At 43.5% G+C, this 19,906-nt stretch carries 20 protein-coding genes and 1 other RNA gene; 7 read left to right on the plus strand and 14 right to left on the minus strand.

The genetic code is table 11. The features are described 5' to 3' along the window. Positions 1–361: 361 nt before the first annotated feature. Complete coding sequence (locus tag H6F41_RS10700; RefSeq protein WP_190403473.1) at positions 362–988, plus strand: hypothetical protein; 627 nt, start codon at positions 362–364, stop codon at positions 986–988. Between the two features lie 54 nt (positions 989–1,042). Here H6F41_RS10700 and ccsB read toward each other — a convergent pair whose 3' ends face one another. Then, positions 1,043–2,110, minus strand: coding sequence for a c-type cytochrome biogenesis protein CcsB (gene ccsB / locus H6F41_RS10705; RefSeq protein WP_190403474.1), 1,068 nt, complete (start codon positions 2,108–2,110; stop codon positions 1,043–1,045). A gap of 153 nt (positions 2,111–2,263) precedes the next feature. Between ccsB and H6F41_RS10710 the strand changes: the two genes are divergently transcribed. The 4 genes from H6F41_RS10710 (at position 2,264) to H6F41_RS10725 (ending at position 4,401) form a co-directional block, all read left to right on the plus strand. After that, entirely contained in the window at positions 2,264–2,866 is a 603-nt protein-coding gene (locus H6F41_RS10710; protein WP_190403475.1) for a transglutaminase-like domain-containing protein, read from the plus strand. Between the two features lie 47 nt (positions 2,867–2,913). Beyond that, positions 2,914–3,543, plus strand: coding sequence for an alpha/beta hydrolase (locus H6F41_RS10715; protein WP_190403476.1), 630 nt, complete (start codon positions 2,914–2,916; stop codon positions 3,541–3,543). A 146-nt stretch (positions 3,544–3,689) separates the two neighbouring features. After that, entirely contained in the window at positions 3,690–3,788 is a 99-nt protein-coding gene (gene psaM, locus H6F41_RS10720; RefSeq protein WP_190403477.1) for a photosystem I reaction center subunit XII, read from the plus strand. 37 nt (positions 3,789–3,825) lie between these two features. Next, complete coding sequence (locus H6F41_RS10725; protein WP_190403478.1) at positions 3,826–4,401, plus strand: slr1601 family putative cell division protein; 576 nt, start codon at positions 3,826–3,828, stop codon at positions 4,399–4,401. A 58-nt stretch (positions 4,402–4,459) separates the two neighbouring features. On the opposite strand, the gene H6F41_RS10730 is transcribed toward H6F41_RS10725, so the two are convergent. Together H6F41_RS10730 and H6F41_RS10735 are read right to left on the minus strand one after the other, a co-directional pair. Next, positions 4,460–5,245: a glycosyltransferase family 2 protein gene (locus H6F41_RS10730; RefSeq protein ID WP_190403510.1), complete on the minus strand. Its 786-nt coding sequence runs from the start codon at positions 5,243–5,245 to the stop codon at positions 4,460–4,462. Between the two features lie 379 nt (positions 5,246–5,624). Continuing rightward, positions 5,625–5,864: a hypothetical protein gene (locus H6F41_RS10735; protein ID WP_190403479.1), complete on the minus strand. Its 240-nt coding sequence runs from the start codon at positions 5,862–5,864 to the stop codon at positions 5,625–5,627. A gap of 241 nt (positions 5,865–6,105) precedes the next feature. Between H6F41_RS10735 and H6F41_RS10740 the strand changes: the two genes are divergently transcribed. Further along, positions 6,106–7,293 (plus strand): murein hydrolase activator EnvC family protein, encoded by a 1,188-nt coding sequence (locus H6F41_RS10740; RefSeq protein WP_190403480.1) that lies wholly within the window; start codon positions 6,106–6,108, stop codon positions 7,291–7,293. On the opposite strand, the gene H6F41_RS10745 is transcribed toward H6F41_RS10740, so the two are convergent. The 9 genes from H6F41_RS10745 to H6F41_RS10785 form a co-directional block, all read right to left on the minus strand. After that, the gene (locus H6F41_RS10745) at positions 7,290–8,147 is read right to left on the minus strand and encodes a pentapeptide repeat-containing protein (protein ID WP_190403481.1); all 858 of its coding nucleotides are present in this window, start codon (positions 8,145–8,147) and stop codon (positions 7,290–7,292) included. The genes H6F41_RS10740 and H6F41_RS10745 overlap by 4 nt on opposite strands. Before the next feature lie 35 nt (positions 8,148–8,182). Further along, positions 8,183–9,934: a succinate dehydrogenase/fumarate reductase flavoprotein subunit gene (locus H6F41_RS10750; RefSeq protein ID WP_190403482.1), complete on the minus strand. Its 1,752-nt coding sequence runs from the start codon at positions 9,932–9,934 to the stop codon at positions 8,183–8,185. A gap of 35 nt (positions 9,935–9,969) precedes the next feature. Continuing rightward, entirely contained in the window at positions 9,970–10,716 is a 747-nt protein-coding gene (yidD, locus tag H6F41_RS10755; protein ID WP_190403483.1) for a membrane protein insertion efficiency factor YidD, read from the minus strand. 77 nt (positions 10,717–10,793) lie between these two features. After that, positions 10,794–11,879 (minus strand): alanine dehydrogenase, encoded by a 1,086-nt coding sequence (ald, locus tag H6F41_RS10760; protein WP_190403484.1) that lies wholly within the window; start codon positions 11,877–11,879, stop codon positions 10,794–10,796. Positions 11,880–11,937: 58 nt separating this feature from the next. After that, positions 11,938–12,579 carry an LON peptidase substrate-binding domain-containing protein gene (locus tag H6F41_RS10765; protein WP_190403485.1) on the minus strand — a complete coding sequence of 214 codons (642 nt, stop codon included), beginning with the start codon at positions 12,577–12,579 and terminating at the stop codon, positions 11,938–11,940. Positions 12,580–12,725: 146 nt separating this feature from the next. Then, positions 12,726–13,163, minus strand: a complete 438-nt coding sequence (locus tag H6F41_RS10770; RefSeq protein ID WP_190403486.1) for a PH domain-containing protein — start codon at positions 13,161–13,163, stop codon at positions 12,726–12,728. Positions 13,164–13,236: 73 nt separating this feature from the next. Then, on the minus strand, positions 13,237–14,436 hold the full coding sequence (locus H6F41_RS10775) for an argininosuccinate synthase (protein WP_190403487.1): 1,200 nt from the start codon (positions 14,434–14,436) through the stop codon (positions 13,237–13,239). Between the two features lie 34 nt (positions 14,437–14,470). Beyond that, an RNA gene (gene ffs, locus H6F41_RS10780) (signal recognition particle sRNA small type) lies at positions 14,471–14,567 on the minus strand. A 123-nt stretch (positions 14,568–14,690) separates the two neighbouring features. Continuing rightward, positions 14,691–14,909, minus strand: coding sequence for a DUF7219 family protein (locus tag H6F41_RS10785; protein WP_190403488.1), 219 nt, complete (start codon positions 14,907–14,909; stop codon positions 14,691–14,693). Between the two features lie 289 nt (positions 14,910–15,198). On the opposite strand from H6F41_RS10785, the gene H6F41_RS10790 reads away from it, so the two are divergent. After that, positions 15,199–17,565 carry a PP2C family protein-serine/threonine phosphatase gene (locus H6F41_RS10790; protein WP_190403489.1) on the plus strand — a complete coding sequence of 789 codons (2,367 nt, stop codon included), beginning with the start codon at positions 15,199–15,201 and terminating at the stop codon, positions 17,563–17,565. A 14-nt stretch (positions 17,566–17,579) separates the two neighbouring features. On the opposite strand, the gene H6F41_RS10795 is transcribed toward H6F41_RS10790, so the two are convergent. Together H6F41_RS10795 and H6F41_RS10800 are read right to left on the minus strand one after the other, a co-directional pair. Beyond that, on the minus strand, positions 17,580–18,599 hold the full coding sequence (locus tag H6F41_RS10795) for a glycosyltransferase family 2 protein (protein ID WP_190403490.1): 1,020 nt from the start codon (positions 18,597–18,599) through the stop codon (positions 17,580–17,582). Between the two features lie 42 nt (positions 18,600–18,641). Continuing rightward, positions 18,642–19,889 (minus strand): lipopolysaccharide biosynthesis protein, encoded by a 1,248-nt coding sequence (locus H6F41_RS10800; RefSeq protein ID WP_322095905.1) that lies wholly within the window; start codon positions 19,887–19,889, stop codon positions 18,642–18,644. Between the last annotated feature and the right edge of the window lie 17 nt (positions 19,890–19,906).

Below are 19,906 nucleotides of genomic sequence, written 5' to 3' on the forward strand. Positions count from 1 at the left end.
TCGTTTTTTGTTTCTTTATTTAAGCGCTCCTTATTATGTAGATTTATCCAGAGCTTGTCAATAGTTTTTGCACATTTTTTTGAAATTTTTTTCTAAAGACAGATCGTAAATCTTGAGATCTTCTCTATACAAGCATTACAGATCTGCTCAAGCCCAAAAAGGGAGTGGTTGTACAAAGTGCCATTACTCCCTTTTAGATGTTTTAACTAGACTATGCTCAAGCCACCCCTGAGCAAATATCGTAAAAAATCAGAAAAAGGCTGAAAAAGTCATTACAACCATGTCACTCCGTGATATCCTTTCACCCATTATTTGCCAGCTAAATTTTTCCATCAGGATTTAATTGGTGTAGAGGACTCCCATGAATTGCTTGAAGAGCGCAAAGATTGCGATCGCAACCACACTATTAACCCAACTTGCCAGTATTGCCTTGCCGACAGCATGGCAGATGATGCCATCGGCACAGGCGCTCCCTGGACAAAGACCAAGTCAAGTGTTGGACTGGATTAAAGCGCATCCTGTATTACGCCCCAAAAGTAATGAACGTTTGCTAGTACGCAAAAGTGATACAGCTTCACGACGGTTTGAATTTCAAGCCAGTGTATTCATCCCTGGCTTTGCGGTAATGCGTGGCGATCCCAATAGAATTCGCAGTGAGCAAATTCGTTTTTTTGATATCGTCAATGGGGTCACCAAGTCGCGGCTAGAGGAATCTTTACGCGCTATCTATGGGCCAGAGATTATGCGCGACTATGCGACTGCCAAACAGGTTTATGCCTATCCAACCAAAGACATGGCTCTGCGATCGCAAAAAAGAAATGCTTCACCAATTTTGATGGCTTTGCAGGGGGAATTGCGACAAGGCAAAAAGTACGCCTATTGGGTCGAAATATTACAAAATAATCGCGGCAGCGCCAATTCGGGACAGATTACAGTGTTTGAACTTGATAATCTGCCGAAACTAGAGGAAGAACTCAGAAAACGCTAAGACCATAAAAAAAGCCTCGCTCAGCGAGGCTTTTTTTATGGTCTTGGAGAGAGATTAAAGAAACCAACCATAGCTATGTAAGCCCTTACCAAGCAGGTTTACACCAAGATAACAAGTCCATACGACTAACAGCCCCATGCTCGCCAAAATCGCGGGTTTACGCCCCTGCCAACCTTTGGTGATGCGAGTATGCAAGTAGGCAGCAAATACTAACCAAGTAATTAAAGACCATGTTTCTTTGGGGTCCCAGCTCCAGTAAGAACCCCATGCTTCGTTTGCCCATACACCACCTGCAATAATCCCAATCGTCAGTAAAGGGAAACCTAAGCCAATTGCTCGATAGCTCAGATTGTCTAAAGTCTCACCAATGGTGAGACGACGCAGAGATAAAGGCTTAATGTTGGAGTCATTAGTTTTTTGGGCAATTGCCTCAGTGGTCATCGTTGCCACATTAGCGGTTTGCAAATTATTAGCATTGAAAACACTACCCATACTTTCAACGGCAAAGGCGGCAAATGTTTCTGGGTTGTTATTCTTGGGGCTAGCATCATTAACACTACGGAAATTTGTGCCGAAGGAGCTGCCCTGTAGCACCACATCTTGACCACGAGTGACAATTAAAAATGCGATCGCTAAAATACTGCCCGTCATCAAGGCGGCATAGCTGAGCAACATGACGCTAACATGCATCATCAACCAATTGGACTTGAGAGCAGGGACTAGTGGTTCTGACACCTGCATCCCAGAGGGCAGGGCAAGAGCGGCAAAGGCAGTGATGCCCATCGCCAGAGGTGATGTAAATGCACCAACTAGACGCTTGGCGGTGTCATTGGCGCTCTTGTTGCCAATCCGATCGACCACAATGTGCATGGTGGTAATCCCCCAAGCCAAGAAAAACAGAGATTCGTAAAGATTGCTCAGTGGGAAATAGCCTGCATCAATCCAACGCGCTCCCAGTAATGCAGCAATACAAAGATTAGCAATTGCCATACCTGCATTACCTAGCGATCGCAGATAGGGCAATTGAGGAAAGGCGACATGTACCCAGAAAATGAGCATGGTCGCAAAGAGGACAGCAAATGATGAATTGTCCAGTAAGTTCTGAAGCGCGACGAGTTGCATTCAGGCAATTCTCCAGCAATATTTAGGAAGTTTTATGGTTTGGATTTTAAAAATGCATATTCTATGCGTTTTTATTGTAAGCGAAGTTGATAAGCCTTACCATTTGTCACTTAAAGTCCATAAAATCCAGCAAAAGAGTCTAAGCTTTTTGATATGGAAGCATATTTGCAAGTAAGTGAAGTTATTGATTGGCAGCATTCGGAAATCATTAAATGCTCCCAAAAAATTATCTTGGGACACAAAACTCCAGAAGCGATCGCCAAAGCTTGCTTTGAATGGGTGCGCGACGAAATCTGTCATAGCTGTGACTATCAGATGAATCCTGTGACCTGCCGAGCCTCTGATGTTCTGCATCATAAAACTGGCTATTGCTTCGCCAAAAGTCATCTACTAGCCGCTTTGCTACGAGCTAACCAGATTCCCACAGGATTTTGCTATCAGCGATTGAGTATTGACGATCAAGGTGCGCCTTATAGTTTGCATGGTTTCAATGCCATCTATTTACCTACAATTGGTTGGTATCGTGTTGATGCAAGAGGAAACAAAGCAGGAGTCAACGCTAATTTCAACCCATCGTATGAACAACTGGCATATAAAAATCAGCTACCAGAAGAAGCTGATTTTCCAACAATTTTTGCGGAACCACTACAGATAGTTGTAAGCGCACTGCAAGCACAAACTACATGGGATGATATGCTGCGTAACCTACCAGATATTTCGTTAGATTTTGCTAAGAACTATGGGTTGCTGCCCTAAAGCTGCCATAAATATGGCAATCGCTATACAAATATATAATTTTGCTCATGACCTTAAATTACCGATCGCTTCCCGCACAATTACCTAATCCCAATGCACTTGGTGCGATCGTTGCACTGCATGGTTGGGGTGCAAACTGTGATGATTTAATTTCGCTTGCGCCACTCGTGGGACTCCAAAATTATCAATGGATTTGTCCTGAAGCTCCCTTTGACCACCCCATGCCCAATGGCAAAATGTGGTACGACCTCCAAAGTCTGGATACCGAAGGATTAGCCAAAAGCTGTGAGTTACTCAGTCAATTTCTCGAAGATTTACCTGCACTTACGGGTATTCCCTTAGAAAAGACATTCTTGTTAGGATTCTCGCAGGGTGGAGCCATGACCCTTGATGTTGGTTTAGGTTTCCCCTTAGCAGGTTTAATTTCGCTGAGCGGCTATTTACATATTGCCGAAGCAGAATTGCAAGAGTTTGCCAAGGCCGCATTTCCGCCTGTTTTTATCGCCCACGGCACAGAGGACACTGTAGTTCCGATTGGGGCGGCGCGTAATGCTCGACAAGTATTAGAGAACTTAGGGGCAATCGTGGAATATGCAGAATATGAAATGTCCCACGAGATTCGTCCTGAAACTTGCGATCGCATTCGCACATTTATTCTCGAACATCAAATTTCATAAAATCAGAGGTGGTATCGTCTGCGTAGTGGACGATATAAGCTAGTAATTTTTATATCTCTTTTTCTTAAGAATTGCTAGTCAATTTTTGATATGACAGTGTATTGTTAATATCAAAATAAAAACTTATATATTTAAGGAGATATTGTATGAATCTTACAGATGCTCAAGTTTTCACAGCATTAGCAGTTGCTTTGTTCCCAGCAGTAATGGCAGCTCTATTAGGTTCTGCTCTTTCTAATTCCTAGTCCTCATCTATACCTTTTTACAGCCTAGAGGTGGCGAATGGTTGCCAAACGAGACTTATCTCCACGTTTTTCTCCGCCAGTACAAAAAAAACCTTTGCGATCGCAAAGACAGTACAGGCAAAATGATGTCGTGAGTATCAATTCGCGCAGCCGTTCCACCTTGGGCAATCAGCAGTCGCCAGCAAACAAGTCGTCTAGCTACAGTGAAGCCGTTGCCCATAGTGTCCAGCATAAGAGAGAACAGTTTTGTCGCACTAAGGCAATTGAAGCTGTTGTTGTCATTGCCGTAAATGTAGCTTTGTCCTTGGCAGCAGTCATTGCGATCGCCAAGTTACTTCCCTATCAAGCTTCACAAAAAGATAGTCTCGATGACATTACAACAGAGGTAAATTCCACCGAGAAACGGGTAAATGATTTGCGCGAACAGCTCCCACAAACTCTAAATTCTGGCAAGTCTCAAGAATTGGCAGTCAGAAAGCAGGGCTGGATTAAAAACAATCAGGTTACGGTCAAGTTGCTCGATCCATCGGAAATTGCGTCACCTAATACTGATGGATTAGCGAATACAACGACAACCGCGCAAAAGCAGCAAAATAATCTTAAAAATCCCTAATCTAATCATCATTAGATGAGCAAAACAGTTTTAACCAAAGGTTAAAGCTGTTTTGTTTTTATGTACTGTGGTGCTTTTCTCGTTCTAATTCGATTAATCTAATTGCCAACAAAATTTCAGCTAACATTCTTTGCCAAGCATAGTACCAACCTGCCCACCCGTCTAAAATTCCGCCTTTTAAAATTAAGCAATAGAGCAGTATGACAATAGGAGCAATTACTTTCTTCTTACGAATGCGATCGCCAATACTTAATTGATTTGAAGATGAGTTCAATAATTTTTTTGATTCAATTTTCATGTAACGATCCTGTGCCCATAACCAACGACTCAAAGGTTTGCGATCATCGTGATTAATAGAGGATTTGAGGCTGCCAGATTTTCCGTAAACCTTAAGTAATTGAGTATGTCCGTCATCAATATAAACAGATTTATTTTTACGAAACAGGACTTGACGTGGCGGTAATATTGTTGCTCTTAGAGGTTTGCCAAATACACAATATCTAAAGGGGGCAAAATAACCATCAAGTATTTCCGAGCTATCAGTTTCGAGCAATGTTTGGATTTCTTGAATTATTTCTTTGGACAATACATAATCTGCATCAAGGGATAGTATCCATGTAGAATCTATTTTTTCTAGCCCATAATTCCACTGATTTGTATGAGTATCAAAATGACGTTGAAATATTTCTACTTGGGGATAATGATTTAGGATATCAATAGTTTCATCATCACTAAAGCTATCAATTACAACAATTCTTTTTGCCCAACTTAGCTTCTCTAGAGTACGTCCAATATTAGGGGCTTCATTATAAGTAAGAATTAACGGGGTAATCTGATCTAGCATTGTCGATAAATAAATTTCTTGTTTTACAATCACTGTAATGGCGAACAGATAAAAGAGTGAATTAGCAAAACTTATAAAGTTGACGAGACTAACATTGATTTCCATAGACAAGGAAATCTGCCCGCAAATTCAAATTGAATGTCCTTAAAATCTTCACTTGCGAGTAAAGATTTTAAAGTTTTTACGGAAAAGAACTTAATATGTCCACCATCCCAATTGATTTCAATATTTACAGATTATAAAAAGTTTACATAGACTAATCGAATTGCAAATATCTTAGTGCTTAGTTGGGAATATGGCTATCCAGAATGAAAGAGGACTCAAAAATGAGTCCTCTTTCATTCTGGATATTGATTTTAGATGGCAGCTCATAAAAAATCTATGCCATTCGGCAAAACTGTCCTGAATGTAATTTAACTTCCCCAAAGTCTGGAATCCATGCTGCCCAATGACCATCTGGATATTGGCACATTAGCCATGCTTCGTCGTAACAACTTGATACTGGTGGCTCTAGCAAAGTGACCCATGTTGAAGGTAAAGGCATAAGACACTGAGGCGCAGCAGATTGTCTCATGTTCTTGTTGGTCTTGAATGCTGATTGGCGTGTGGTGGTTTTCATGGCTTTGTTTAGAGAATCACGTAAGCGGAGTATTGAGGATTGAAGGCTCCATAATAAAAAAATTGTGTCATAGAATCACTATATGCAACCATTTTAGTATCTAAAAATACAGAAATGTTATTGAAAATTAAAATTTTCCTAGTTTGTGGTTATTTAATAGCGATCGCAATAATTTAGGGTTTGATAAATGCCAAAATGCGGTTAAAATCTTGCCCTAGTTTGTAAAGCTGTGGTGGACTGAATGTGCGATCGCTATTGGCAACAGATAAATAGCAAGAGCAAGGACAAACATTGGTCAATGTTAGGCATAGTGACGATGGCGATCGCCATCGTTTGCTTAGTTTTCGGGCAAATCCTGCCAGTAAAAGCGCAATCGGTAGAAGAGCTAAAGAACTATCAAAACTTTGTGGAGCAGCAGCGCGAGATTATTCAAAAACAAAAGGAACAAATTAACGCCCTCACTAAGCCCGCCCAATCTCGACTCGAAGCGCTGCGTCGCAATGTGCGCGTTACCGATACTCAGATTAAGGACAACGAAAAAAAAATTCGCCAAGCCCGCAATCAATTGCAAGTCCTGAGTAAAAAGCTGCAAGAACTGGAATATGACCTCAATCGCAAGCGTGATGCCACTACAGCGAGACTGCGATATATGCAGCGTCAACAACTACAACGCTGGTGGGTGACATTACTCAGCAGTCAAGACCTCAACCAGTTTGCCGATCGTCGTCGTCAGGTTGAACGTATTTATGATCGCGATCGCAAATTACTAGCGGAACTAAGTCAAAAATCTGAGCAAGTAGAAAAACAACGTAAGCAGATCAGCGCCCAAAGAAATGAAATTGAGTTACTAACGCAAAAGCTGAAGTATCAAAAATCAAATATCGAAGCCGAGGCAGTTGCCCAACAAAATGCGATCGAGCGTCTGCGAAGCGATCAACAGGCTTTAGCCTTGGCAGAAGACCGCTTAGCTGAAGATTCCCGCCGTCTCTCGCAAATTATCTTGGCAAAAGTACAACCCTACTCAGGATTAGTCATGCCCCCCGGCACAGGGCAACTAATGTATCCGACAATTGGGCCAGTAACCAGCAACTTTGGCTGGCGCACCCATCCAATTTTGGGAACTGAACGTTTTCATGCAGGAATCGATTTTGGGGCAGATTATGGAACACTAATCTATGCCAGCGCCCAAGGTACGGTGATCTATTCTGATTGGTATGGTGGCTATGGAAACTCAGTGATCATTGATCATGGCAATGGCATGACGACACTCTATGCCCACTGTAGTGAGCTATATGTCAAAGATGGCGATGTCGTGGCAAAAGGACAACCGATCGCTGCCGTTGGTTCAACAGGATTTTCCACTGGCCCCCACTTACACTTTGAACTACGGGCTAATGGTGAACCGATTGACCCTGCTGATTATCTTTAATCTTCGCTAAAAATAGCATCCTGAAAATTAGCGGTCTCCCAATTAGCACCATTCAAAATCGCCTTACGCAGATCTGCGCCAACAAAGTTTGTGCGACTTAAATCCGTGCGGCTCAGATCTGCACCGACAAAACTCGCCTTATGGCAGTTAGCATCATGCAGCACTGCACCCATGAGATCTGCGCCCCGTAGATTAGCATGATTGAGATTTGCACCGATTAAATTCGCTCTAGTCAGATTTACTTCACTAAGATCAGCATCACTCAGATTTGCGCCGATCAGATCTGTACCCACTAAACTTGCTACATCAAGGTAACTATGGGATAAGTCAGTTTCATTTAAATTGGCTCGACTGAAGTCTGCACCAGCCAGATTACTATCCCTTAAATTGGCTCGACTGAGATTTGCGCCAATTAAATTTGCGCCGATCATACTTGCGCCATGGAGATTAGATAGATTGAGCTTAACCCTTGATAAATTGGCAAGATCGAGATTGGCAACGCTTAAATCCGCTCCCCGTAAGTCAGAACCATTAAAATTTGCTTTACTAAGATTTGCGCCACTAAGACAGACCAAGCTGAGATGGGCATAACTAATATTGGCATTACCTAAATCAATACCCTTGAGATTTGCCATGCTGAGATCGACACCATGTAGGTTTGCCGATGATAAATCGACTTCTGACAGGTGCGCTCCCCGTAAATTGACCATACTTAGATCAATGCCATTTAAGTTCAGCCCCGCTAGTTGGATCTCGCTAAGGTCAATGCCGCGCTGATCGGGGTAGGTCTCTCGCCATTGATTCCAAATATCCACACCTTGATGGAGCATTTGTAAAAACTGTTCACTTGCCACGGTTAATCGGTACTCATAAGTTTTTGAAGATAGAGCTAATACTTGCGTTCTTGAGGTGTAAACCGATCACAGTCAATTGCTTGCAAACTCATATCCACGGGACGATCACTAGTTTTTACCTGATTATTTTCTAAATAACCAAGAGTGTGTTTGAGGTAACTGACATCATTGCGTTGAGGATAATCTTCGCGAGAATGTGCACCCCGACTTTCTTGACGAGATAGGGCGCTCGACATAATAATTTCCCCAACGGTCAGCAAACTTTTTAATTCGATTGCCTGCATCAGTTCCATATTAAAGACATCACTATGATCATCTACTAATAAGTCATGATTATAACGATCGCGAATAGTTTGTAATTTTTGCAACCCATCTCTTAAGCGTTGATCATCGCGAAAGATGCCGCAATGCTCGGTCATCGTATCTTGCAATTGCTGACGAATATCGGCAATACGGGATTTACCTTGCTTGGCTAAGATTGATTTCAGTTTTGCTTCTGCTTCAATCAAGTAGGAACGCGAGACGAGTTTGGGCAGATTGCGATCGCAAACATAGTCTCCCAACTTTTCCCCTGCGCGTTTGCCAAAAACAACGCATTCTAATAATGAATTTGCTCCTAGACGGTTTGCGCCATGGACAGACACACAGGCGCATTCACCTGCGGCAAAAAAACCTGCGATCGGCTTACTGTCAGTGCCGATGACTTGACAATCAATATTTGTAGGAATTCCACCCATGGAGTAATGGGCAGTGGGTCGCACGGGCAGAGGATGATCAATACAGTCCACACCAGCGAGCCGCAGACCTTCTTCACGGGCAAAGGGAATCCGACTGAGAATTTTTTCTCTTCCTAAATGGCGCACATCTAGATGTACATAACTACCGCCATTGATGCCGCGCCCTGCCATGATTTCGCAAGCAATGTTCCGCGAGGTGATGTCACGGGGAGAGAGTTCCATCCTATTTTTGCTGATCGGATAATTTGCCATAAAGCGCTCACCCAAATCATTAATTAAATATGCGCCTTCCCCGCGCACTGCTTCGGAGATCAGCACACCCGCAGGATATAGCCCCGTGGGATGGAATTGCACAAATTCCATATCTTGCAAGGGTAAGCCAATATTTGCCGTTAGGCATAGTCCATCACCAGTTGAGGCAAAGTCATTGGAAGTGGTGTTAAAAACTCGTCCATAGCCACCCGTTGCCATTAATACCGCTTTAGCGCGAAACATTTGAATTTCTGATGTTTCGAGGCTATAGGCAACAACGCCTTTTACTTCTTGAGAATTTTCGCCATCTTCATAGATCAAGTCCATGACGTACCATTCTTGGTAAATTTTGCCACCGAGTCGCAATAGGTTCATCACCAATTCGTGCAAAATTGCATGACCTGTCTTGTCGGCGGCGTAGCAGGCGCGACTATTGGTATGTCCACCAAACGCCCTTTGGGAAATTTTGCCATTGTCCGCACGGGAAAATAGCACCCCCAAATGTTCGAGGTCAATAATTACTTCGGGGGCAGATTGGGTCAAAACTTGGACAGCATTTTGATCGGCGAGATAGTCGGAACCCTTGACGGTATCAAAGGCATGGGTCAGCCAGTCGTCATCATCGACATTTTTGAGGGATGCGGCGATGCCACCCTGTGCGGCGACGGAGTGCGAACGGATCGGATGGACTTTAGAAATTAGCCCGACACTGAGATGGGGATAGTTTTGGGCAACTGCTAAGGCGGCTCTAGAGCCAGCTAGTCCACCACCAATAATCAATACATCATGATCAATCATAGGATTCGATTCCTCAAAATTTTGCGTCGTGAATTTTAACCACAACTGCCACAATCACCACAACTCAGGCAATCTAGACTGCCACAGTCTAGCCCACTGCAATCCATTCCCGATAGGCAGTCAGCACCATCACAATTAAGATCAGGACAGCTCATCGATTCAAAGGGATTGTCACATTGGCGATCGCTACCATCGCAGGACAGGGAGTCTAGTCCATAAGCACAGTCAGTACAATCAACATAATCCCATTGATTGCAGTTGTTATCATTGGCATTGTTATTAGGATTATTATTTTCGTTTTGCGATCGCGTTTTGCGTCCCCACTGCGCTCCACCTAATTTGGGTCTTTGACCATCGACAGGGGCATCAGGACTGTCGGGGATATCAGGATTTTCATTTATATTGTCACTTTCCTGATTCCCAGATTCAATCGCCAGATGTTGCGGTGATAGGCGATTGGCATAATATTTTTGATTATATTTTTGATTGTAATTTTGCCTGCATCGGCTACGTCGAGTCTTTAAAATCTCATTGGCTTCACGACATTCTTGAAAGCGTCCTTTCGCATTGGCGATCGCAGTAGTAATGCCCTCTTCTGCAATCACTCTTTTAAAATATTGGGAGCAGGACTCACAGCCATATAAAACCCGATGGGCGCAGGAAAAACCTTTATGCGGTGAGATAAATCGTTGGTAGCCACTGATGGCATTGACGGCTAAACCTCTGGCGACAGTATTAAAAAGATTTGCGATCGGTTGCTGAACACCTATTCTTTTCTGCATATGTCGCCCCATTAAGCCAACTAATACCACTACACAAATTTAATTTGATCAAGAAATCACCGCAAATTAGCAATTCATCAGGCTAAATCAGGAAAAGCTTCCGCAACTGCCCCATAAACAATTTTGCCATTCTGGATATTTACACCCTTTGCCAAATTGCGATCGCGATTAAGCGCTTCCAAACCAAAATCGGCGAGGGCGCAAATGTAGGGAAGGGTGGCATTCACCAAAGCCTGAGTCGCTGTCCAAGGCACGGCCCCTGGCATATTTGGCACACCATAATGTAAAACGCCTTCTTCAGAATACACAGGATTTGTGTGTGAAGTGGTGCGTACCGTTTCGATGCAACCACCCTGATCGACTGCCACATCAACGATCACCGATCGCGATCGCATGGTTTTGACAAGTTCGCGTTTGACTAGGGTTGGGGCGCGTTTGCCCGTAATTAAAACAGCCCCAATCACTAAATCAGCATCCTTAACTGACTCAGCAATATTGCTGCTATTGCTATACAACAATTGCACCCGCGACCCAAACAGGGATTCTAGTTCGCCAAGGCGATGGAGATTCACATCTAAAATAGTTACCCTTGCCCCTAGCCCAATTGCCATTCTTGCCGCTTCAGTGCCGACCACTCCGCCACCTATTACCACCACATGCCCCGACTTCACCCCCGGAATGCCACCCAACAATACGCCACTGCCGCCCTGCTGCTTGGTGAGATAATGTGCGCCAAACTGCACTGATAAGCGTCCTGCAATAATGCTCATGGGAACTAGCAAAGGTAATTGTCCATTGTCTAGTTGCACCGTTTCGTAGGCGATACAGGTTGCCTCCGATTTCATCAGTGCCTCGGTTAATTGTCGATCTGCCGCGAGATGCAGATAGGTAAACAGAATTAAATTGGGATGAAGTAATTCATATTCACTGGGCAAAGGCTCTTTCACCTTGACCACCATTTCTTGGCTATATATTTCTTGGGCAGTGTTGACAATTGTTGCCCCTGCTTGCACATATTCCGCATCACTAAATCCTGAACCAAGTCCAGCATTTGTCTCAATAAAAACTTGATGCGATCGCAAAGTGAGAGTTTCCACTGCCGCAGGTGTGAGACCTACACGAAACTCACGGTCTTTGATTTCATTTGGTACGCCGATCTTCATTGATGTTTTCCCACATGAGGAAATTTTGAAAAAGTGCTGGAAAGCTGAAACTCAGACTCTATAACTCTTTAAAAGTATCCTTTAAAACTGTGCGTGCAGCTAACTGACTTCTGGTTGAAGATAAAATTTCGGCTTCACGGCGCAAACGAGCAGCCGTATCACAGGTTTCTAGCAATGATTGTTGCTCTAGACTAGCGCCTTGGAAGTTGCTGGCTACCCAGTAAGACAATTCAATTGGACTGCGGGGGATTTTTGGTAATTCAATTTCTTGATCGGTCAACTTTTGCGATAAACGGATCACATCATTTAGCAGTTCACGGACTTCGGTGGCTAATAGAAATGGCGCGTCGTTGCTCGGTTCATCTTCAATCCATTCCACCAGTCCCACACGATAAGGGGTTTCCCGCACATATTCTAATACTCGGAAGCGTTGTTGCCCCATGGTCAAAACCTTAAAGCGATCGTCTGGCAGTCGGTGATACTGAACGATTTGAGCAACGCAACCAATATTTGCAGGTTTACCTGTCTCGGAGTCCCACATTAATACCCCAAACATGCGATCGCTTTCCAGTACCGTATTAATCATCATGCGATAGCGGTACTCAAAGATATGCAGTGGTAGAGACTGTCCCGGAAATAGCACTAGCTCAGGTAGAGGAAACAGAGGCAATTCACGAACTGAGATCGATGATGAAGTCATTGTGGCTAAACTTGACGATAGTTAAGACGTTCTATCTAGTTTAGCCTGAGTTTTAGAGGGATCACCATTTATCATCAAAACCCAAAAAGCGAGTGACGGTGCTTCGCACCGTCACTCGCTTTTTGGGTTTTGATGTTATCTAGAATTTACAAATCATCTCTAGGATTTTCTTCATCACGGACATGAAAGCGAAATCTTGCCTGCTGAATGCATGGGCGCATCTGCTCATACAGCGCTCTGACATCAACGGGCAGGCGCTCTAGAAATAACTTAGGTGCAGAAATATCACGGGTGAGCAACTTTATGTTTCCTGTACCCATGATTCTCTGATTGAGTGGTTTTTCTAGCTGCATATCATCAATTTGATAAATTTCTAAGGTTTCGATTTCTCTAGAAAAAATTCCCCTCTCAATGACAATCCGTTGCGAAGTGACGAGATATTGAGTATTGATCGATCGCAGCCAATACCAAAGTGCGCCAATCCCTAACGTAAATACAGAGACTAGCAATCTTGTTACACTACCAATAACCGCAGGATGACCTTTGAACAGAATGCGTTCATCGGGTAAAGGTACTTTTGTCATAGGTTACTCAATAAAATTTAAGGGGAGCGCTAAGCGCTCCCCTTAAATTTTAGCGGTAATTTTGGAGGGAAATTTAGCGGTTTTTCTGCGCCCATACACGGATTGGCATACCCCAGACATAAATAAAGCCTTCGGCAGCTTTGTGGTCGAACTGGTCAGCGCTGGTGTAAGTGGCTAGGTCTTCGTCATAGAGTGAGTTGACCGACTGACGACCGACAATAATTGCATTACCCTTATGAAATTTGACGCGGACAATGCCTGTGACGCGCTCTTGGCTGCTATCGATGAAAGCATCAAGGGCAGTCTTGAGGGGGCTGTACCACAGACCGTTGTAGATCATTTTGCTGTAGGTTTCCTCAATGCCACGCTTGTATTGAGCAAGGTCGGATGGCAAAGCAAGGGTTTCAAGATCACGGTGGGCATGGATTAAGACCAGCATCGCGGGAGCTTCATAGATCTCGCGGGACTTAATGCCGACAAGACGGTTTTCGACCATGTCGATGCGACCTACGCCATTGTCTCCTGCGATCGCATTTAATGCAGTGATTAGCTCGACTGGCTCTAGTTTTTTACCATCAATCGAAACGGGAATACCTTTCTCAAAGCCAATTTCGGTATAGGTTGGTTGATCGGGAGTATTTTCAATTGCCTTGGTCATGGCATAGATTTCTTCAGGTGGCTCATTCCACGCATTTTCGAGGGGGCCCGCCTCGATGCTGCGACCAAGTAAATTGCGATCAATACTGAAGGGTGAAGATTTTTTAACGGGAGAAGCAATCCCAAATTTTTCACCGTAGGCGATCGTTTCTTCACGACTCATGCCCCACTCGCGGGCAGGCGCTAACACCTTGATGTCGGGATTGAGGGCAGCAATCGATACGTCAAATCTTACTTGGTCGTTGCCTTTACCTGTGCATCCGTGAGCAACCGCATCAGCGCCATACTCTTCGGCAGCCTCTACTAAAATTTTGGCAATTAATGGCCGTGCGAGAGCCGTTGTGAGGGGATAACGATTTTCATACAGTGCATTTGCCTTGATCGAAGGGAAGGCATAGTCTGTAACAAATTCTTTGGTGACATCTCTGACCAGTGAGACTGACGCTCCTGAATCGAGAGCCTTTTGCTTGATGGGATCTAATTCATCGCCTTGTCCTAGATCTGCGGCAAGGGTGATAACTTCTTCAACGCCCCATTCTTGCTTGAGATAAGGAATGCAAACCGATGTGTCAACGCCGCCAGAATACGCAAGTACGACTTTTTTCGCCCGACCCATGAATCTCTCCTAAACCCATTGCTAAACCTAAAAAAGTAGCCCGGGTACTACGCCTATCTCAAGCATCCCTTAGTGCTGCTGTCTTCCGACCCTGACACGATTCGGGCGTTGAGATCGCGTAGATCCGAGCCAAATATAAGGTTAGCACTAAGCGTGAATTTATAACAGTAATTACAAGAATTGTTGGCAAATCCAGACATAAGCGTGTGATTCCCCCCACTTAAATCATAGGCACAACGCTTATTTTGTTTGGGTCACAGAAGATTACGTTTAGATTGTTCTAGCTGATTCCACAGCTCGGCAATTTGTAGGTAGGCTTCTTGAGATGAAATTTTGCCGCCTGTCTCCAGACTACAGATGATACTGACGCGATGGGAGAACTCTTGCAGATTAGCATTGAACATTAGGTTCTCTGGCGTAAAAGTTCCGTAGTAACGGGACTGGGGAAACAGGCATTTGGTGGCATTGGACATTATTTTCCCTCGTAAATACAACTCAGAGTGATTAGTTAGATGACTATGGGTATAGTGTTTTGGTCTGATTAACTTTGTTAACCCAATCTTAACCTAAGTTTTAGTGGATGTATAGCTGTTGGTACTAATCTTCTCATTTTGTCAAGATGAAAAAATCAAAGAGATGAAAACAGCGCGACATCATGCCTTCATCTCTTTAATTGCTATAGTGCAGAGCAAACGAAGGATTTTGCAATTAGAATTGAACCAGCGATGGGATCTGTATCTAGAACAAGATTAAAGGCTGAATATGACGCTATTTAAACCTGCGATCGCACTGATGAATCGTTTGAAATATCCGCAGAAATTTTTTCTGATTAGTTTATTGTTTGTGTTGCCATTAGCGCTGGTGATGAATTTTCTGATCTCAGAGCTTGATAGTCGGATTGAGTTTACCCAGAAAGAATCTTATGGCAATGCTTACTTGAAATCTATCAATCAGTTGTGGAAGTATGTTCCCCAGAGACAGTTACTTTTGCAGCGGCAATTTTATAAAAATTCCCAGAAGTCTCAGACATCTTCACTTTCACCTGAAATAGATTCTTTACAGCAAAAAATTGAGCAGGAGTTTGAGAAACTGACAATAGTGGATCGTCAGCTTGGGAAAGAAATGCAGGCGACTCAAAAGTTAGAGGATGTCAAGCAGAAATGGCAAATTTTATTAGCGAGCAAAGAGTTTTTAGGTTTTCGTACCCATGACGCGGTACTTGATGAAATCAACTTATTTCGTCGCCATGTGGTTGATGTATCGAATCTAATCCTTGATCCAGATTTAGATACTTACTACTTAATGGATGCGATCGCATTTAAATTGCCTGCCATGCAGGAGTTGTTGTACAAGGTGATGCAATCGGAGGCGGAGATTGTTTTTAAGCAGGAAATTCCTAATGAAAAAAAGGCAGGCATGATTTCGCTAATTAGTTTGTTGAGTGGCTATAACGAAGACTTGTCTTTGAATATGGAACGAGCATTTCAAAATAACCCTCGCAACAATCTCCGTCAATCGCTAAGTATGCCGTTGCGTAATTTTAGAGTGCGCGTGAGTGAGATTAATTCCTATTCCAGTCAATTGGTGAGTCAGGGCAATGACTTTTTTTTGAATGAGGCATCTTATCAGCAAGAGATGGAAAGCACCTTGGCGGATAGCTTTATACTCTGGCAAAAGTTATCGAACCATCTTGATGAGTTATTGCTGGAGCGTGTGCAAGGCTTTAAGGATCGCAAGCAATTTATTGTGAATTTTGTTGCTGTGGTCATGGCAATTATTATTTATCTATTTATTGGTTTTTATTTGTCGGTGATGCGAACTGTACAGCAGTTGGACATAGCAGCGCGACAAATGACATCGGGTGGCGAAATGTCGTTGCGACTAGATAGCAAAGATGAACTGTCGATGGTGGTGCGCTCATTTAATAGTGTTGCGATCGCATTAAAGGATTCGGAAACTAAATATCGGGAGATTTTTGAGAATTCAGTGGATGGTATTTTCCAAACGACAATAGATGGCAAATACATTAGTGTGAATCGTGCCTTGGCACGGATTTATGGCTATGAATCAGTTGAGCAGATGTTGATGGCGATTGTCGATGTATCTTCGCAGCTCTATGTTGACCCCAATCGGCGGCGACAGTTTCAGGATTTGATGGAAGCTAATGATACGATTACTGGCTTTGAATCACAGGTTTATCGGCGCGATCGCAGTACGATTTGGATTAGTGAAAATGTCCGTGCCTTGAGGAATGAGCAAGGACAGCTACTCTATTATGAAGGCACGGTTGAGGATATCAGTCAGCGCAAGCTTGCCGAGCTACAACTGGAACAGGCTAATCAACAGATTTTGGCGCTGAATGAACGACTCAAACAGGAGAATATGCGAATGAGCAGCGAGCTAGAGGTGACCCGCAAGCTCCAAAAGATGATTTTGCCGAAGGATAAGGAATTGGCAATGATCACTGGTTTAGATATTTCAGGGTTTATGGAACCTGCGGCGGAGGTGGGTGGAGACTATTATGATGTATTGCAACAGAATGGAAGGATTAAAATCGGGATTGGCGATGTAACGGGGCATGGTTTGGAAAGTGGGATGTTGATGATCATGGTGCAGACAGCGGTGCGGACACTTTTACAAAATGAAGAGACTGATCCTGTGCGGTTTCTTGATACGCTCAACCGTACTATTTATGGCAATGTTCAACGGATGTCATCGGATAAAAACTTGACGCTATCGTTGATTGATTATGAAAAAGGAAGGATTACCCTCAGTGGTCAGCATGAGGAGATGATCGTGGTGCGAAAAGATGGCACTTTAGAACGATTTGATACGGTTGATTTAGGTTTTCCCATTGGACTAGAGGAAGAAATTGAGGAATTTTTATCCCATAAGCATATTCATCTTGATGCGGGGGATGTGGTCGTTTTATATACGGATGGAATTACGGAAGCTGAGAATGAATCACGTCAGCTCTATGGTGTGGATCGGCTTTGTGAGGTGGTTTGTCAACATGTCCATGAGTCGGCGCTCGCAATTCGTCATGCGGTGATTGAGGATCTGCGATCGCATATTGGTACTCAAAAAATCTATGACGATATTACTTTGTTGATACTCAAGCAAAAATAGATTAATCGTGAGATTTATTTTTGACTTTTTGCGATCGCATTGCTTTGACTTTTACCTGCGAGTTTCAGGGCAAAATTTTCAATGCTGTTATATAAGCTTCTTGGTAGTATGCCCATGAGATAGGCAGCACAAATCGTGAGGAGCGAACGCTGTGGCTCGTAAATTAAAATTTTCCAATTAGTGACTAAAGCTCGATTAATTAGTTGTATAGCTGCCTTACCATCCTTATTCCGAATGGCACGACGAGCAAGATAGCGATATTGATAGGCGCGAGCGAGGGATTCCCATTTCGCTAATAGTTGAGGTGCATAGGTGCGGGTTTTGGCGATCACCCTTTCCCATGACTCTAGTTGCTTGGTCATATTCGCGGAGAGACTGCCAGAATTAACACGATAAAGGGTTAGCGGCTCGGGGATACCTTCAATTTGCCAATTGGTTTGAATTGCGATTCTAATCCAGCATTCAATATCTTCAGATTGACGGAATTGATCATCAAAATAGAAGTCTTCCACTTCACCATAGAGATTATCTTGGAACTTGATTCCCTCCAATGCTTCATGGCGAATCACTGGTGCAGAACCATTGCCGATCGGGTTACGACAGAGCAGATGGGGGGCATCAATTCCCGTTAGTTTAGGCATTTGATAAGTACCGAGGGAATTGCTATTTTCATCAATAAATTCAGAGCGACTAAAGCTTATCCCTACTTGCGGACGGGATTCTAAATGGGCGATATGTTTTTCGAGCTTTTGGGGATGCCAAAGATCATCACTATCAAGGAGGGCAATATATTCCCCTTGAGCATGACGAATACCTGTATTTCTAGCACCTGCTAAACCTCGATTTTGTTGACGGATAATCTTGATGCGCGGATCTTGAAATTGTTGGCAGATCTCGATGCTGCGATCGGGAGATTGATCGTCAACGATGATTAATTCAAAATCTGTAAAAGTTTGTGCCAAGACGGATGCAATCGTTTCTTGAATAAACTGCTCTACATTGTAAACGGGAACAATTACGGATACTTTGGGCATGATTTTGTACTGTTGTCTGGTGCTTGAAGTTTGATTGTTGACTTATGTTTGTTCTTGCAAATTTGGCGCTGTAATATAATTTTTCACCCAACTTACAAATAGCGGTATGGCTACCCAATGGGTAATCATGACGGCAGCGGCGACACCGATGATTTGCCAAATTGTGCCGATCCAAATTGCGATCGCAAAGACCACTGTAAACAGCACATTCCATCGCAAATCCCAGTTAGGTTTATTCATTGCCCAGAGTGCTTTAGAGGCAGCATTGGCATAGGGTCGAGGAACTGCCGACAGACAAATTAAAATTAATAGGGGAATGGCAGGAATCCATTTTTGCCCAAAGACTAACGGAACATAAATCGGCGCAAGTAGCACCTGTGCCGAAACAATGGGAAGAATCACTTTCGTGATCGTGGCAAAACTAGTGAGATATCGCTCTCGAAATTGGGCTGGCTCACTTCTAGCTTCGCAAAGATGGGGATAAAGAGCCGCATCGACAGCAGTAATAAAGCTAAGACTGATACCTAGTCCTGCATTGAAGGCAAAGTAATATAAACCAAGGGCTTTAATACCCAATAAATGTCCTGCGATTAAATAGTCGAGATTATTGCGAAGGGTGGCTAACATTTGGATACCAAGAATGCTACGTCCAAAATGAATGATTTCTTGCCAACGATGCAGCGTAAAGGCTTTTGTCGATCGCCAAGGATTATTGGTGCGATGCACAATCACCCAAATCGGCGCAACAATCACCTTTGGCAAAACAATTGCCCACATCCCAAAACCTTGCCATGCCAAAATCATCGTCAAAATATTATCGGTAGAAATCTGCAAGGCGTTGGCTAGGGCTGAAACATGGAGGCGATTTTCCCTTTGCGATCGCGCCGCCTGAATTAAACCCATCGGCAACATCAAATAGACTAATCCCATCGCACAGATCGGCAAAATTACCTGCGTGTCTTTGTAAATCCATGACATCGGCAAAGCAATTAGCGATTGAATCAAAAACAAGCCACCGCAGATAAACCAGTTGATGTAGTAGGCAGTTTGCGATAACTCTTCAATATCCTCTTCCTTCGCCTGAATCAACTTATCGAAAATACCATTGCGGGTAAATACATTCACAAACTCATTGGTGGTTAGTACCAATGCCGCCAGTCCATAGTCATATTCCGATAACCATCGCGCTAGTACCACCGTGGCGGCAAGCCTTGAAATCCGAATGAGCATCTCGGACAAGCCCAACCAACCAACGTTGCGGGCAAACCGATTGGCGAGTTTGCTTTTCACAAAGTCAATGGCAGAGA

It is taken from the genome of Pseudanabaena mucicola FACHB-723 (assembly GCF_014696385.1).
Taxonomy (GTDB): Bacteria; Cyanobacteriota; Cyanobacteriia; order Pseudanabaenales; family Pseudanabaenaceae; genus Pseudanabaena.

Bases quoted from the DNA above. Each gene is read 5' to 3' on its own strand.
- H6F41_RS10700 (WP_190403473.1), top strand. From the start codon at position 362: ATGAATTGCTTGAAGAGCGCAAAGATTGCGATCGCAACCACACTATTA.
- ccsB (WP_190403474.1), bottom strand. From the start codon at position 2,110: ATGCAACTCGTCGCGCTTCAGAACTTACTGGACAATTCATCATTTGCT.
- H6F41_RS10710 (WP_190403475.1), top strand. From the start codon at position 2,264: ATGGAAGCATATTTGCAAGTAAGTGAAGTTATTGATTGGCAGCATTCG.
- H6F41_RS10715 (WP_190403476.1), top strand. From the start codon at position 2,914: ATGACCTTAAATTACCGATCGCTTCCCGCACAATTACCTAATCCCAAT.
- psaM (WP_190403477.1), top strand. From the start codon at position 3,690: ATGAATCTTACAGATGCTCAAGTTTTCACAGCATTAGCAGTTGCTTTG.
- H6F41_RS10725 (WP_190403478.1), top strand. From the start codon at position 3,826: ATGGTTGCCAAACGAGACTTATCTCCACGTTTTTCTCCGCCAGTACAA.
- H6F41_RS10730 (WP_190403510.1), bottom strand. From the start codon at position 5,245: ATGCTAGATCAGATTACCCCGTTAATTCTTACTTATAATGAAGCCCCT.
- H6F41_RS10735 (WP_190403479.1), bottom strand. From the start codon at position 5,864: ATGAAAACCACCACACGCCAATCAGCATTCAAGACCAACAAGAACATG.
- H6F41_RS10740 (WP_190403480.1), top strand. From the start codon at position 6,106: ATGTGCGATCGCTATTGGCAACAGATAAATAGCAAGAGCAAGGACAAA.
- H6F41_RS10750 (WP_190403482.1), bottom strand. From the start codon at position 9,934: ATGATTGATCATGATGTATTGATTATTGGTGGTGGACTAGCTGGCTCT.
- yidD (WP_190403483.1), bottom strand. From the start codon at position 10,716: ATGCAGAAAAGAATAGGTGTTCAGCAACCGATCGCAAATCTTTTTAAT.
- ald (WP_190403484.1), bottom strand. From the start codon at position 11,879: ATGAAGATCGGCGTACCAAATGAAATCAAAGACCGTGAGTTTCGTGTA.
- H6F41_RS10765 (WP_190403485.1), bottom strand. From the start codon at position 12,579: ATGACTTCATCATCGATCTCAGTTCGTGAATTGCCTCTGTTTCCTCTA.
- H6F41_RS10770 (WP_190403486.1), bottom strand. From the start codon at position 13,163: ATGACAAAAGTACCTTTACCCGATGAACGCATTCTGTTCAAAGGTCAT.
- H6F41_RS10775 (WP_190403487.1), bottom strand. From the start codon at position 14,436: ATGGGTCGGGCGAAAAAAGTCGTACTTGCGTATTCTGGCGGCGTTGAC.
- H6F41_RS10785 (WP_190403488.1), bottom strand. From the start codon at position 14,909: ATGTCCAATGCCACCAAATGCCTGTTTCCCCAGTCCCGTTACTACGGA.
- H6F41_RS10790 (WP_190403489.1), top strand. From the start codon at position 15,199: ATGACGCTATTTAAACCTGCGATCGCACTGATGAATCGTTTGAAATAT.
- H6F41_RS10795 (WP_190403490.1), bottom strand. From the start codon at position 18,599: ATGCCCAAAGTATCCGTAATTGTTCCCGTTTACAATGTAGAGCAGTTT.